Raw genomic sequence first — 13,008 nt, forward strand, 5'->3', positions numbered from 1 at the left:
CAGCCGCGGTAGCCCCGGGCACAGGCCCCACGGCGGACGGACCGGCCGGGAGAGCACTTTCATCCCCCGTTTCACCGGTGTTCTCCGCCGTCGTACCGCGGCCGAACGTTTTTCCTTCCGCGCGGCCGCGCGACGGTTCCTGCCTCTGGGAGCCTGCCATGTCGATGATCAACAGCCTGCGCGCCGCCGTCCGCACCAACCGCCGCCGGGGCGCGGCCGGCGTCTACGCCGTCCTGCCCGAGGACGCCGGTTCGGCGGTCGTGGACTGCGCGGTCTACCAGCACGGCAAGCGCAGGGGCGAGACGTGCAGCCCGCGCGAGGCCGCCCACCGGGTCAAGGCTGCCCACCAACTCCCCGAGGGCGAGGGCTCGTTCAGCTGGATCGGGCTGCACGAGCCGACCGAGGCCGAGTTCGAGGGGATCGCCCAGCGCTTCGGCCTGCACCCGCTCGCGGTCGAGGACGCGGTGCACGCGCACCAGCGGCCCAAGGTCGAGCGCTACGACGACGTGCTGTTCGCCGTCTTCAAGACCATCCGCTACGTCGAGCACGACCAGCTCACGCCCACCAGCGAGGTGGTGGAGACCGGCGAGCTGATGGTCTTCGCCGGCCGGGACTTCGTGATCACCGTCCGGCACGGCGGCCACGGCTCGTTGCAGGAGCTGCGCCACCGGCTGGAGGCCGACGCGGACGAGGCCGGGCTGCTCTCCAAGGGCCCGGCGGCGGTGCTGCACGCGATCGCCGACCACGTCGTGGACAACTACCTGCTGGTCGCCGAGCGGCTCCAGAACGACGTGGACGAGATCGAGTACGGCGTCTTCTCGGCCAAGGGCGGGCGCAGCGCCGACGTCGGCCGGGTCTACCAACTCAAGCGCGAGGTACTGGAGTTCAAGCGTGCCGTGGCACCGCTGCTGCGCCCGATGCAGCAGCTGTCCGAGCCGCTCCAGCGGCTGGTCGACCCGGACATCCAGAAGTACTTCCGGGACGTCGCCGACCACCTGGCCCGGGTCGCCGAGCAGGTGCACGGCTTCGACGAGCTGCTGAACTCGCTGCTCCAGGCGAACCTGGCGCAGGTCTCGGTGGCGCAGAACGAGGACATGCGCAAGATCACCGCCTGGGCGGCGATCTTCGCGGTGCCCACCATGATCACCGGCGTCTACGGCATGAACTTCGAGTACATGCCGGAGCTGCACCACAAGTACGGCTACCCGACGGTGCTCGGCGCGATCGTGCTGATCTGCTTCGGGATGTACCGGGGCTTCCGCCGCAACGGCTGGCTCTGACCGCGCCGGCGTCGGCACCCGGGCCCCGCCAAGGGCGGTACCCCCGGCCGGGGCCGGCGGTCAGCGCCGCCCGCCGCGGGCCACCAGGACCAGCCCGAGCAGGATCAGCACCACCGCCGGGTAGGCGGCCGCCGGCGGCCACTGGCCCAGCCAGAGGGCGGCGATCAGCGCCGCGCCCGGCGTCTCCAGCAGGATCGCGGTCGAGGTGACGGACGGCCCGAGGCTGCGCACCACGCGGTTGCTCAGCGAGTGGCCGAGCAGCTGGGCGGCGACCATCAGCAGCACGATCTGCCACCACACCCCGGCCGGCCACCCGGCCAGCGGCGTGCCGGCGACCAGGCAGATCCCCAGCAGCACCACGGCCGTGGTGGCGTAGCAGACCAGGGTGTACGCGGTGGTGCTGACGGTCTTGCGGACCTCGGCGCCCAGCAGCATGTACCCGGCCGCGGCCAGGCCGGCGGCGAGCGCGAGCGCGTCGCCGAGCAGCGCGCGCGGGGAGAGCGAGAGGTCGACGCCGGTCAGCACCAGCACCCCGGCGAAGGCGACGACCGTGCCGAGCCAGACCAGCCGCGGCGCCCGGACGCCCATCAGCCGCATCAGCAGGATGGTCCACAGCGGGGTGGTGGTGACCAGGGCGGTGGCCGAGGCCACCGAGGTCATCCGCAGGCTGGGCATCCAGAGCGCGAAGTGCACGGCGAGCAGCGCCCCGGCGGCCACCGCGAGCAGCAGCGCCCGCCGGCCGATCCCGCGCAGTTCGGCGCGGTGGCGCAGCAGCGCGTACGGGCCGAGGACGCCGACCGACATGACGTTGCGCCAGAGGGCGATCGCCAGCGCGGGCGCGGCGGTGGCGCTGATCAGCGGGCCGGACAGCGAGATGCCGCCGATCGAGACGGCGAGCAGCAGCAGGTCGAGGGTGGGCAGCGGGTGCGCCGGCCCCGGGTCGGCGGTCGCGGGGGCGGCGGAGGGGGCGGTCGCGGGCCGGGCGGCGGGCACGGCGCTCCTTGCTGGTCGCGGGGGTGGGGCGGTCATACGGTAAGGCCCGTGGCGGCGCAATGGAACTGTCGCCCGGAGGCTGAGACACCCGGTGGACGCCGAAAGCCGTACGCTGTCCGCCATGGACCGTACGCCCGCCGCCGCGACCGCCGACGACTTCCTCGACCGGGCCCTGCTGGAGGAGGCCGCGAAGAAGTCCGGCCTGCTCTGGGTGCGCGCGGACGGGCAGGAGCAGGCCCGGCCGCTGTGGCACGCCTGGCACGACGGCGCGGTCGTGGTGGTCGGCGGGGGCGCCGAGCAGCCGCTGCACGGCCTGGAGCCCGGCGCCGGGGCCGTGGTCACCGTCCGCAGCAAGGACAAGGGCGGCCGGCTGACCGGCTGGAGCGCCCGGGTGGTCGAACCCGCCCCGGGCAGCGAGGCCTGGCTGGGCGCCGTCGAGGAGCTCAAGGGCAAGCGGCTGAACGCGCCCGACACCGACGCCATCACCGAGCGCTGGGCCCGCGAGTGCCGGGTGCTGCGGCTGGAGCCGACCGGCCCGCTCACCGAGCACCCCGGGGCGATGCCGGACGGCTCGCACGCCGCCCAGCCGATGCCCACCCCGGCCACCACCCGGCTGCCGATCCCGGCCGGCCTGCCCAAACTGCTGTTCAAGCGCCGTTAAAGGTTCACGCCCAGGACGTGTCCGGCGGCTACCGTGCCTCCCGGCCGGGCCCGGAGCACGCGGGTAGCCTTGGCCGCGAGTGCGCCCCCGGCGCACCCGGTACGGCGTCGAGCGAGTCGAGGGAGTCCATGGCAGGGCCAGGCACCCGGGTCTTCATCTCCCATCTGTCCGCCATCGCGGTGTTCGACCCGAACGGCGACCAGGTCGGGCGGGTCCGGGACGTGGTCGTGTCGCTGCGGCTCGGCGGCCGCCCGCCGCGCGTGCTCGGCCTGGTGGTCGAGGTGGTCGGCCGGCGCCGGATCTTCCTGCCGATGACCCGGGTGACCAGCCTGGAGTCCGGCCAGGTGCTCACCACCGGCGTGATCAACCTGCGCCGCTTCGAGCAGCGCCCCTCCGAGACCCTGGTGCTCGCCGAGCTGCTGGACCGCACCGTCACCTGGTCCAAGACCGCCGAGGACGTCACCGTGCTGGACGTCGGCATGGTGCAGACCCGGCTGCGCGAGTGGGAGATCAGCAAGGTCTTCGTCCAGGTCGGCCGGGCCGGCCGGCTGCGCAAGGGCAAGGGCGAGCGGCTCACCCTGGACTGGCAGGACGTCACCGGCTTCTCGCTGCCCGAGCAGGACCAGGGCGCGGCCAACCTGCTCGCCACCTTCGAGCAGCTGCGCCCCGCCGACCTCGCCAGCGTGCTGCACCACCTGTCCGCCAAGCGCCGGGCCGAGGTCGCCGCCGCCCTCGACGACGAGCGGCTGGCCGACGTCCTGGAGGAGCTGCCCGAGGACGACCAGGTCGAGATCATCGGCAAGCTCCAGGAGGAGCGCGCCGCCGACGTCCTGGAGGCGATGGACCCGGACGACGCCGCCGACCTGCTCTCCGAGCTGCCCGGCGACGAGGCCGAGCGGCTGCTCCAGCTGATGGAGCCGGACGAGGCCGCGCCGGTGCGCCGCCTGCTGACGTACGAGGAGGACACCGCCGGCGGTCTGATGACCACCGAGCCGATCGTGCTGGAGCCGGACGCGACGGTCGCCGAGGCGCTGGCCCGGGTCCGGGTCAGCGACCACAAGCCCGCGCTGGCCGCGCAGGTCTTCGTCTGCCGCCCGCCGAACGAGACCCCGACCGGCCGCTACCTGGGCACCGTGCACTTCCAGCGGCTGCTGCGCGAGCCCCCGTACGTCCTGGTCGGCTCGCTGGTCGACGACGACCTGGACCCGCTGCCGCCGGACACCCCGCTGTCGCTGATCACCAGCTACCTGGCGACCTACAACCTGGTCGCCGCGCCGGTCGTCGACGACGCGGACCACCTGCTCGGCGCGGTGACCGTCGACGATGTGCTCGACCACCTGCTGCCGGACGACTGGCGCGACGCCGCGCTGCACGCCCACGACGAGGTCCGCGACGACGAGACGGAAGGGGTGACCGATGGACGGTGACCGCAGCGGACGGTCGAACGACTCCGCACGCCGGCGCCTCCAGGGCGAACTGCGCCAGCTGCGACAGCTGCGCGAGCTGCGCACCCGCGAGGGCGCCCGGGACCGGCGTGCGGAGACCGCGCCGATCACCGGCACCGGCCGCGCCCGGCTCGACCAGCCGCGCACCGCCCGGCCCGGCCTGCTCACGCTGCCCTCCTACGACCCGGAGGCCTTCGGCGTCCTGTCCGAGCGGATCGCCCGCTTCCTCGGCACCGGGCGGTTCATCGTCTGGATGACGGTGGTGGTCGTCGTCTGGATAGCGTGGAACACCCTGCTGCCGATGTCCGTGCGCTTCGACGAGTACCCGTTCATCTTCCTGACCCTGGCGCTGTCCCTGCAGGCCTCGTACGCGGCCCCGCTGATCCTGCTGGCGCAGAACCGGCAGGACAACCGGGACCGCGTCAACATGGAGCAGGACCGCGCCCGCAGCGACCGCAACATCGCCGACACCGAGTACCTGACCCGCGAGGTCGCGGCCCTCCGGCACGGGCTCGGCGAGGTCGCCACCCGGGCCTTCATCACTTCTGAACTGGGCAGCATCCGGTCCGAACTCCAGTCCCTGCTCAAGGAGATCGACGAACGCCGGGAGGCCCCCGAGCCGCTGTGACCCGCGGCACGCTACCGACCGGTTAACGACTTCGCCGGGCGCCGTACCATCAAGGCATGGCCAACGAGACAGAGGTCGCGGCCGGCGTCACGGAGGAGTCCGTACGCCAGGCGCTGGCGACCGTCAACGACCCGGAGATCAACCGCCCGATCACCGAGATCGGCATGGTGAAATCGGTCGGGATCGCCGAGGGCGGCGTGGTGAGCGTCGCGGTCTACCTGACGGTCTCCGGCTGCCCGATGCGCGACACCATCGTCACCCGGGTGCGCGAGGCGGTCGGGAAGGTCCCCGGCGTGACCGGCGTCGAGGTCGAGCTCGACGTGATGAGCGACGAGCAGCGCAAGGAGCTGTCCCAGCTGCTGCGCGGCGGCGCCCCCGAGCGGGAGATCCCGTTCGCCAAGCCGGGCACGCTGACCCGGGTCTACGCCGTCGCCTCCGGCAAGGGCGGCGTCGGCAAGTCCTCGGTGACCGTCAACCTGGCGGCCGCGATGGCCGCCGACGGCCTGAAGGTCGCCGTGGTGGACGCCGACATCTACGGCCACAGCGTGCCGCGCATGCTGGGCGTCGAGGGCCGGCCGACCCAGGTCCAGGACATGATCATGCCGCCGCAGGCGAACGGCGTGAAGGTCATCTCGATCGGCATGTTCACCCCGGGCAACGCCCCGGTGGTCTGGCGCGGCCCGATGCTGCACCGCGCGCTCCAGCAGTTCCTCGCCGACGTGTACTGGGGCGACCTGGACGTGCTGCTGCTGGACCTGCCGCCCGGCACCGGCGACATCGCCATCTCGGTGGCCCAGCTGGTCCCCAACGCGGAGATCCTGATCGTCACCACCCCGCAGATGGCCGCCGCCGAGGTGGCCGAGCGGGCCGGCACCATCGCGGTGCAGACCCACCAGAAGATCGTCGGCGTGATCGAGAACATGTCCGGCATGCCGTGCCCGCACTGCGACGAGATGATCGACGTCTTCGGCACCGGCGGCGGCCAGACCGTCGCGGACGCGCTCACCCGCACCGTCGGCGCGACCGTCCCGGTGCTCGGCTCGATCCCGATCGACGTGCGGCTGCGCGAGGGCGGCGACGACGGCCGCCCGGTCGTGCTCGCCGCGCCCGACTCCCCGGCCGGCGTCGCCCTGCGCGCGGTGGCCGGCAAGCTCGGCGGCCGCCAGCGCGGGCTGTCCGGGATGTCGCTGGGCCTGACGCCCAGGAACAAGTTCTGAGACGGTGACGACGAAGGGCCGGGTGGTCGGACCAGACCACCCGGCCCTTCGCCGTACCGCCGCGGGCCCTACGGCCGGGTGTAGGCGGTCAGGTCCGGGACGGTGGAGAAGCCGAGGCCGTACGCGCTGACGCCGCGGCCGTAGGCGCCGAGCAGGACGCCGGGGGCCTCGCCGGCCAGCACCCAGCCGTACTCGGACTCGCGGTAGCGGAAGGGCTGCGGCAGGCCGTTGACCGGCAGGCTGAGGGTGGACCAGCCCGGGCCGGCCAGGTCGTCGGCGAGGTCCCAGGCGAGGCTGCTCTGCTGGTCCAGCCAGTCCTGGCGCAGCGCCCGGTCCAGCTGCCCGGGCCAGGTGCCGGCGAGCAGGCCGGAGCCGGCCAGCCAGGCGGCGGAGGAGGCGGAGGTCGCCTCCAGGGTGCCGGTGTTGTCGGCGCTGCGGCGGCTGTCCCGGCGGGCCACGGTGACCACGACGGCGAACTTCCGCACGTCGCGCGGCTCGTACCGCTGGGCCGGCTCCTCGCCGTGGCCGAGCGAGCCGTAGTCGACGCTGCCCGCGGTGCGGGGGCCGGCGCCGGCCTGCACCAGGAAGCGACGGCCGGTCCAGCCCTCGTCCAACCCGTACCAGGGGAAGTCTGCGGACAGGTAGGGCACCAGCGGGTCCGCCGGGCCCGCCTGTCCGCCGACCACCGGGCCGCCGGCCGTGGCCGTCGCCCCTCCCGCCTGACTCGTCGCGTCCATCCCCGGGCCTCCTCAAACACACGTTTGCCTGCCGTGGCGCGCTCCCATGGTGGCGTACCGCGGCGCTCCCCGGGGCCGTTCCGGGTCCGCGACGGGGCGCGGTGTGACGGACGGCTCAGCGGGAGCAATCAGCACAATAGCGGCGCACACGCCACCGCCCCGCTCAGCCGGGTGGCCGGGCGGGGCGGTGGCGCGGCGCCGGGGCGCCGTACGCGGGGTCGGTCAGGTGGCGTCGGGGTCGAACGGGGGGCGCTCGCCGGGGGCCAGCGGGGCGCCGGCGGAGGCGGGGGCGGAGGCCGGCGCGGACTTCTCGAAGCTGACGCTGCCGCTGCGGCCGTTGACCGGGGCCGCGGGCTTGTCGTCCAGGACGGAGCGGATGTCCAGCGAGTCCTTCATCCCCTTGAGGCCCAGCGGGTCCTCCTCGCCGCCCATGAGCTGCTTGCGGACGAAGGTCTTGGGGTTCAGGTCCTCGAACTCGAAGTCCTGGAAATCGGGGCCCAGCTCGCTGCGGATGTCCTCCTTCGCGTTGTCGGCGAAGGAACGGATCTTCCGGACGACGTTCATGGTGTCCTGGATCAGCTTCGGCAGTTTGTCCGGACCGAAGATGATGATGGCCATCACGACGAGGGTCAGCACCTCCAGCCCGCTCACGTCGCTGAACACCTTTGGCTCCCTAGCTCGTCGGACGACGGTTCCTACAGGGTAATGGCCACCGGCGAGTCCCTGGTCCACGCTGGGATGAAGCCGTGGTAAAGACCTGCCGGTGGCCGAGGCCGTCCGGACGGGGGATCGAGCGCGCGTCCCGGGTCCGTCGAGGGTTGTTCTAGCGGGTCTGCTGGCGCTGTGCCACGGCGCCCCCGGGGTAGCGCTCCGGGGAGCCCGGCGGGGTCGCGTCGCGGGTCGCGGCGACCGGGCGGCCGGGGAAGTCCACCGGGACCTGGGCGTTCATCGGGACGAGGCCGCCGCCGCGTCCGGTGCCGGAGCCGGGCGGGCTGACGGTGGTGCCGTGGCGCTCCTCGCCCTGCGTGCTGAGCCCGCCGACACCGCCGAGCGTCACCGCGGCGACGGAGAAGGCGCCCGCGGCGGCGAACACCAGCCGGCGGCCCCGCGCGGGCGGGCGGACGACGGCCGCGGAGGACTGCGGACGGGCGGGGGCGGCGGTGGGCTCGGGGCGGGCGGAGCGCCGGCCCATCAGCGGCCGCAGCACCGCGCCGCGCCCGAAGGCGCGCGGGTCGACCCCGGGCAGCGGCGTGTCCGCGCCGAGCGCGCCGGCGCCGAAGGAGGCCCCGGCACCGCGGCCGAAGGAGCCGCCGTCGAGCCGGCTGCCGCCGAGCGTCCCGGCGGCGGCGACCCCGCCGCCGGGCAGGTCGTCGTCGTCATCGCGGCGGCCGCGGCCGGCCGGCCAGTCGCCGTCCGCCGGGGCGTCCTCGGGAAGGCCGCCGACGGCCATCAGGCGGGCCATCAGCGCGGAGGACGGGCCGGGCGTGCCGGTGCGGGTCAGCATGTGCTTGACGGCGCGGGCCTCGTCGACCTCGGCGAGGCAGTGCGGGCAGGTCGCCAGGTGGGCCTGGACGCGGTCGCGCGAGTCGTGGCCGAGCTCGCCGTCCAGGAAGGCGGAGAGGCGCTCGCCGAGGTGGTGGTCCTCGGCGGGTGCGGCGGGGCGGACGGGAAGCGCGTGCAGCGCCGTGTCCGCGGGCAGTGCCACCGCGGGCAGCACGGGCTCACCGGGTTCGTCGCCTCCGCGACGGCCCGGCAGGGCCCAGCCCCGTCGGTTCGGGGACCGGTCGGAGGCGTCCGACCGACCCGAACCGGACCGGCTGGTGCCGCTCACGACCGCCTCCGTCCGCGCCCACCGGGCGCGACCGCGGCCTCGACCGCTCCGACGCCGACCGGCACCGGCTCCTCCGAGCCGCCGCGGCGCTCCCGGCCGGGGGCCGAGCCGGGGGCGCGGTGCTTGAGCGCGGCGCGCAGGTGCGAGCGGCCGCGGTGGATGCGGCTGCGGACGGTGCCGAGCTTGACGCCCAGCGTGGCGGCGATCTCCTCGTAGGACAGGCCCTCGATGTCGCAGAGCACCACCGCGGCGCGGAACTCCGGCGCCAGGGTGTCCAAGGCCTGCTGCACGTCCGCGTCGAAGTGGGTGTCGCTGAAGTGCTGGGCCGGGCTCGGCTCGCGGGAGGCGAGCCGCTCGGCCGCGTCCTCGCCGAGCGCGTCGAAGCGGATGCGCTGGCGGCGGCGGACCATGTCCAGGAAGAGGTTGGTGGTGATCCGGTGCAGCCAGCCCTCGAACGTGCCGGGGGTGTACGTGGACAGCGAACGGAACACCCGGACGAAGACCTCCTGGGTGAGGTCCTCGGCGTCGTGCTGGTTGCCCGTCAGGCGGTAGGCGAGCCGGTAGACGCGGGCGCTGTGCGCCTCGACGATCTCCTCCCAGCTGGGCGGAGTCCAGGTCTGCGCGTCGGGACCCTCGGTGAAGGTCGCGAGGGCGGGGGCCTCGGTGGCGCCGCCGGCCGGCGTCGCGGCCACGGGCTGGTCCAGGTCGGAGTGCGCAGGCTGGTTCATCACGGGCTTCGGCGTACGGGCTGACGCGGTGCCGCGGGAGTGCCGCCGCACAGGGACGTCGCCCTCGGCCACACCTCCTCGGTCGGCTCTTCTGCCCAGCAGGGCCACCACCATATCCACCTCACCCGTCAAGCCCGGATAAAAGTGCCCGGGAGGTCTTCCGCACCCGGTCCGTCCTGACAACGGCCCGCCGCCGTACGCGGTTCCCGGTCGGCCAGTAATCTGTGCCAGGAAATATCGACATCCTTCGGCACCGGGCCTCGCCCGGGGCTCCGAAAGAGGCAGCCATCAGCGAGTTCGGGCCCGCGCACGCGGCCCTCGCCGACACCTACGTGAGCGAGGACGCCGTGCTGACCTACGCCCGGGCGCAGTCCGCGCGGACCGGGATACGGGCGATCGGACCGAGCGGCGGGGCCTGCCTGCGGCTGCTGGCCGCCGCGCTGGACGCCAAGGCGGTGGCCGAGATCGGCACCGGCACCGGGGTGTCCGGGGTCTACCTGCTGCGCGGAATGCGGCCGGACGGCGTGCTCACCACGGTCGACTCCGAGCCGGTGCGCCAGCAGCTGGCCCGCGAGGCGTACCAGGCGGCCGGGTTCGCGGCCAACCGCTCCCGGTTCATACCGGGCCGAGCGCTGGAGGTGCTGCCCCGGCTCGCCGACGGCCAGTACGACCTGGTGTTCTGCGACGGCGACCCGGTCGAGTCCTGCGAGTACCTGCGGGAGGCGCTGCGGCTGCTGCGGCCGGGCGGGATGGTCTGCTTCGAGGGCGTCTTCCAGGAGGGCCGGCTGGCCGAGCCGGAGCTCCAGGACCCGCAGACCGGCGCGGTCCGGGACCTGGTCCGGGACGTGCGGGAGAGCGAGGCCCTGCTGCCGGCGCTGCTGCCGGTGTCGGACGGGCTGCTCTGCGCCGTCAAGCGCTGAACGTCAAGCGCTGAGCGTCACGCGCTGAGCGTCACGCGCCGAGCCCGGCGCCCCTTCGGGCCCGGGCCCGGGAAAACGTGCGGACCCGGGCCGACATGACGTCGAACCCGGGCCCGGCAGCACATCTCCAGGAGATGGCGAGCACCTGCTGCGGTCAGCCGCAGGCCTTCTTCAGGGCCTCGCCGAGGGCCTGGGCCTCGTCCGGCGTGAGCTCCACCACAAGGCGTCCGCCGCCTTCGAGCGGAACGCGCATGATGATGCCCCGTCCCTCTTTGGTGACTTCGAGCGGGCCGTCACCCGTCCGCGGCTTCATGGCCGCCATGCTCGTTCCCCTTCCTGCAACCGCTCAGCTACGCACCGGCAGTCCGTCCACCGCCGGTATCGAACGCATTGATCGGAAGCCATTATCCCGCATGCCACGGGCTGATGACCAACATCACTCTCGGTGCAACCACGACCGGACCGCCCCCAACCGCCGCAAACCACGTCATAAGCCCCGGCGTGGCGGTGGTGCGGACACCGCCCGAAGGTGCGATACCTCACACTCCCCAGGCCCCCGCGTGCTCCGGCATCCTGACACACACGACCGACAACGCCTCGATCCCGGGAGCCCTCACCCATGTCCGATTCCGTGCTGTACGAGCTGGACGGCGGCCTGGCCGTCATCACCATCAACCGCCCGGAGGCGATGAACGCGCTCGACGTCGCCACCAAGGTCGCGCTGCGCGACGCCGTGACCGCCGCGGCCGCGGACCCGGCGGTGCGGGCCGTCCTGCTCACCGGAGCGGGCGAGCGGGCGTTCTGCGTCGGACAGGACCTGAACGAGCACCTGGCCATGCTGAAGCGGGCCGAGGAGACCGGCGAGGGCGCGCTGCGGACCGTCGGCGAGCACTACAACCCGCTGGTGCGGGCGCTGGCCGGGATGCGCAAGCCGACCGTCGCCGCGGTCGGCGGGGTCGCGGCCGGGGCCGGCGCCTCGCTCGCCTTCGCCTGCGACTTCCGCGTCCTGTCCGACCGGGCCGGCTTCAACACCGCCTTCGCCGGGATCGGGCTGACGGCCGACTCGGGCGCCTCCTGGACGCTGCCCCGGCTGGTCGGGCACGCCAGGGCCACCGAGCTGCTGATGCTGCCCCGCACGGTCAAGGCCGCCGAGGCCGCCGTGCTGGGCCTGGCCACCAGGGTGGTGCCGGCCGGGGAACTCGCCGCCACCGCACGGGCCTTCGCCCGCGAGCTGGCCGAGGGCCCGACCGTCGCCTACGGCGCCATCAAGGAGTCGCTGGCCTACGGCGCCTCCCACTCGCTGGACGAACTCCTCGACAAGGAGGACGAGTTGCAGACGCTGGCCGGCGACAGCGAGGACCACCGGATCGCGGTGCGCGCCTTCATCGCCAAGGAGAAGCCGACGTACCTGGGCCGCTAGGGCCGGTGTCCGGGTCCGGGCCGGCCGGCCCGGACCCGCCCGGTCAGCCCTTGGCGCCGGTGCGGACGTGGCAGTCCGCCAGGTGGTCGTCGACCAGCCCGCAGGCCTGCATCAGGGCGTACGCGGTGGTCGGGCCGACGAAGCGGAAGCCCGCCTTCTTCAGCGCCTTCGCCAGCGCCGCCGACTCCGGCGTGACGGCCGGCACCTCGCCCATCGTGCGGGGGGCCGGCCGGCCCGGTTCGGCGGCGAACTGCCAGATCAGCGCGTCCAGGCCGCCCGCCAGGTCGCGGGCGACCCGCGCGTTGGCGATCGCCGCCTCGATCTTGGCCCGGTTGCGGATGATGCCGGCGTCGGCGAGCAGGCGCTCCTTGTCCGCCTCGCCGAACTCGGCGACCTCGGCGATCCGGAAGCCCGCGAACGCGGCCCGGAAGCCCTCGCGGCGGCGCAGGATGGTCAGCCAGGACAGGCCGGACTGGAAGGCCTCCAGGCAGACCCGCTCGAACAGCGCGTCGTCGCCGTGCACCGGGCGGCCCCACTCGGTGTCGTGGTAGACCCGGTAGTCGTCGGTGGAGTCGCCCCAGCCGCAGCGGCGCAGGCCGTCCGCGCCGAGCACCGCGCCCCCGGTCGGGTCGGTCACTTCTCCGTCCCCGGCTTCGCGTCCTCGGGGGCGTGCTCCCCGGCCGGCTGCTTGGCGAGCACCACGGCCGGCTCGACCACCTGGGCGAACTGCTCCAGGCCGGGCAGCGGTTCGGCCGCCGGGTCGGGGGCGCTGGTCGCCTCGACGGCGCCGCGCAGGTGGGCGGCGGCCTCCAGCTCGGCGATCCGCGCGTCGCGGTAGGCGAGTTCGGCGCCGAGGCGGTCCAGGACGTCGTCCACCTCGTCCATCCGGTAGCCGCGCAGCGCCATCGGCAGGCGCAGCTCGTCCACGTCCGCCCGGCCCAGCGGGCGGTCCTGCGGCAGCCGCGCGGAGATCCGGTCCGGTGCCGCCTCCGGCATCGAGCCGCCCCCGCCGAGCGCCACCAGGGCGGCACCGCCGACCACCACGGCCATGGCGACCACGATCACCCAGAACACGAGCTGTCCTCCCGAACTCCCGGCCGGTCCGCTATGTGGTGGCAGGCAACCACACTGATCATGACAGCATGGTC

15 protein-coding genes are annotated in these 13,008 nt (G+C 74.1%); 7 read left to right on the plus strand and 8 right to left on the minus strand.

Annotated elements, in window-relative coordinates; genetic code table 11:
• Positions 1–158: 158 nt before the first annotated feature.
• Complete coding sequence (gene corA / locus ACFCY1_RS09980) at positions 159–1,280, plus strand: magnesium/cobalt transporter CorA (RefSeq protein ID WP_049654109.1); 1,122 nt, start codon at positions 159–161, stop codon at positions 1,278–1,280.
• 60 nt (positions 1,281–1,340) lie between these two features.
• Here the strand turns inward: corA and ACFCY1_RS09985 are convergent, their stop codons facing one another.
• Positions 1,341–2,309: a DMT family transporter gene (locus ACFCY1_RS09985; protein WP_049654111.1), complete on the minus strand. Its 969-nt coding sequence runs from the start codon at positions 2,307–2,309 to the stop codon at positions 1,341–1,343.
• A gap of 85 nt (positions 2,310–2,394) precedes the next feature.
• Here ACFCY1_RS09985 and ACFCY1_RS09990 point away from each other — a divergent pair, with 85 nt between their 5' ends.
• The 4 genes from ACFCY1_RS09990 to ACFCY1_RS10005 all read left to right on the plus strand — a co-directional run bounded on the left by ACFCY1_RS09990 (position 2,395) and on the right by ACFCY1_RS10005 (position 6,224).
• On the plus strand, positions 2,395–2,934 hold the full coding sequence (locus ACFCY1_RS09990; protein ID WP_049654123.1) for a hypothetical protein: 540 nt from the start codon (positions 2,395–2,397) through the stop codon (positions 2,932–2,934).
• A 128-nt stretch (positions 2,935–3,062) separates the two neighbouring features.
• On the plus strand, positions 3,063–4,361 hold the full coding sequence (locus ACFCY1_RS09995; RefSeq protein ID WP_049654112.1) for a magnesium transporter MgtE N-terminal domain-containing protein: 1,299 nt from the start codon (positions 3,063–3,065) through the stop codon (positions 4,359–4,361).
• A complete protein-coding gene (locus tag ACFCY1_RS10000; RefSeq protein ID WP_375874133.1) occupies positions 4,351–5,007 on the plus strand; it encodes a DUF1003 domain-containing protein in 657 nt (218 codons plus the stop codon). The genes ACFCY1_RS09995 and ACFCY1_RS10000 overlap by 11 nt, the downstream gene beginning before the upstream one ends.
• A gap of 56 nt (positions 5,008–5,063) precedes the next feature.
• Complete coding sequence (locus tag ACFCY1_RS10005; RefSeq protein ID WP_049654113.1) at positions 5,064–6,224, plus strand: Mrp/NBP35 family ATP-binding protein; 1,161 nt, start codon at positions 5,064–5,066, stop codon at positions 6,222–6,224.
• A 68-nt stretch (positions 6,225–6,292) separates the two neighbouring features.
• On the opposite strand, the gene ACFCY1_RS10010 is transcribed toward ACFCY1_RS10005, so the two are convergent.
• From ACFCY1_RS10010 to sigE, 4 genes are all read right to left on the minus strand, one after another.
• On the minus strand, positions 6,293–6,961 hold the full coding sequence (locus tag ACFCY1_RS10010; RefSeq protein WP_049654115.1) for a hypothetical protein: 669 nt from the start codon (positions 6,959–6,961) through the stop codon (positions 6,293–6,295).
• A gap of 222 nt (positions 6,962–7,183) precedes the next feature.
• Complete coding sequence (locus ACFCY1_RS10015) at positions 7,184–7,624, minus strand: sec-independent translocase (RefSeq protein WP_375874134.1); 441 nt, start codon at positions 7,622–7,624, stop codon at positions 7,184–7,186.
• A gap of 160 nt (positions 7,625–7,784) precedes the next feature.
• Positions 7,785–8,666, minus strand: a complete 882-nt coding sequence (locus ACFCY1_RS10020; protein WP_375874135.1) for a zf-HC2 domain-containing protein — start codon at positions 8,664–8,666, stop codon at positions 7,785–7,787.
• Positions 8,667–8,788: 122 nt separating this feature from the next.
• Positions 8,789–9,520: an RNA polymerase sigma factor SigE gene (gene sigE / locus ACFCY1_RS10025; RefSeq protein ID WP_049655634.1), complete on the minus strand. Its 732-nt coding sequence runs from the start codon at positions 9,518–9,520 to the stop codon at positions 8,789–8,791.
• Between the two features lie 287 nt (positions 9,521–9,807).
• Between sigE and ACFCY1_RS10030 the strand changes: the two genes are divergently transcribed.
• Positions 9,808–10,440 carry an O-methyltransferase gene (locus ACFCY1_RS10030; protein ID WP_049655642.1) on the plus strand — a complete coding sequence of 211 codons (633 nt, stop codon included), beginning with the start codon at positions 9,808–9,810 and terminating at the stop codon, positions 10,438–10,440.
• A 154-nt stretch (positions 10,441–10,594) separates the two neighbouring features.
• Here the strand turns inward: ACFCY1_RS10030 and ACFCY1_RS10035 are convergent, their stop codons facing one another.
• Entirely contained in the window at positions 10,595–10,762 is a 168-nt protein-coding gene (locus ACFCY1_RS10035; protein WP_074001376.1) for a DUF3117 domain-containing protein, read from the minus strand.
• Between the two features lie 297 nt (positions 10,763–11,059).
• On the opposite strand from ACFCY1_RS10035, the gene ACFCY1_RS10040 reads away from it, so the two are divergent.
• Entirely contained in the window at positions 11,060–11,860 is an 801-nt protein-coding gene (locus ACFCY1_RS10040) for an enoyl-CoA hydratase-related protein (RefSeq protein WP_375874136.1), read from the plus strand.
• A gap of 43 nt (positions 11,861–11,903) precedes the next feature.
• Here the strand turns inward: ACFCY1_RS10040 and ACFCY1_RS10045 are convergent, their stop codons facing one another.
• Together ACFCY1_RS10045 and ACFCY1_RS10050 are read right to left on the minus strand one after the other, a co-directional pair.
• The gene (locus tag ACFCY1_RS10045; RefSeq protein WP_375874137.1) at positions 11,904–12,497 is read right to left on the minus strand and encodes a DNA-3-methyladenine glycosylase I; all 594 of its coding nucleotides are present in this window, start codon (positions 12,495–12,497) and stop codon (positions 11,904–11,906) included.
• A complete protein-coding gene (locus ACFCY1_RS10050) occupies positions 12,494–12,934 on the minus strand; it encodes a DivIVA domain-containing protein (protein ID WP_063780265.1) in 441 nt (146 codons plus the stop codon). The genes ACFCY1_RS10045 and ACFCY1_RS10050 overlap by 4 nt, the downstream gene beginning before the upstream one ends.
• Positions 12,935–13,008 lie beyond the last annotated feature (74 nt).

Source organism: Kitasatospora sp. NPDC056273 (genome assembly GCF_042268845.1).
Classification (GTDB): Bacteria; Actinomycetota; Actinomycetes; order Streptomycetales; family Streptomycetaceae; genus Kitasatospora.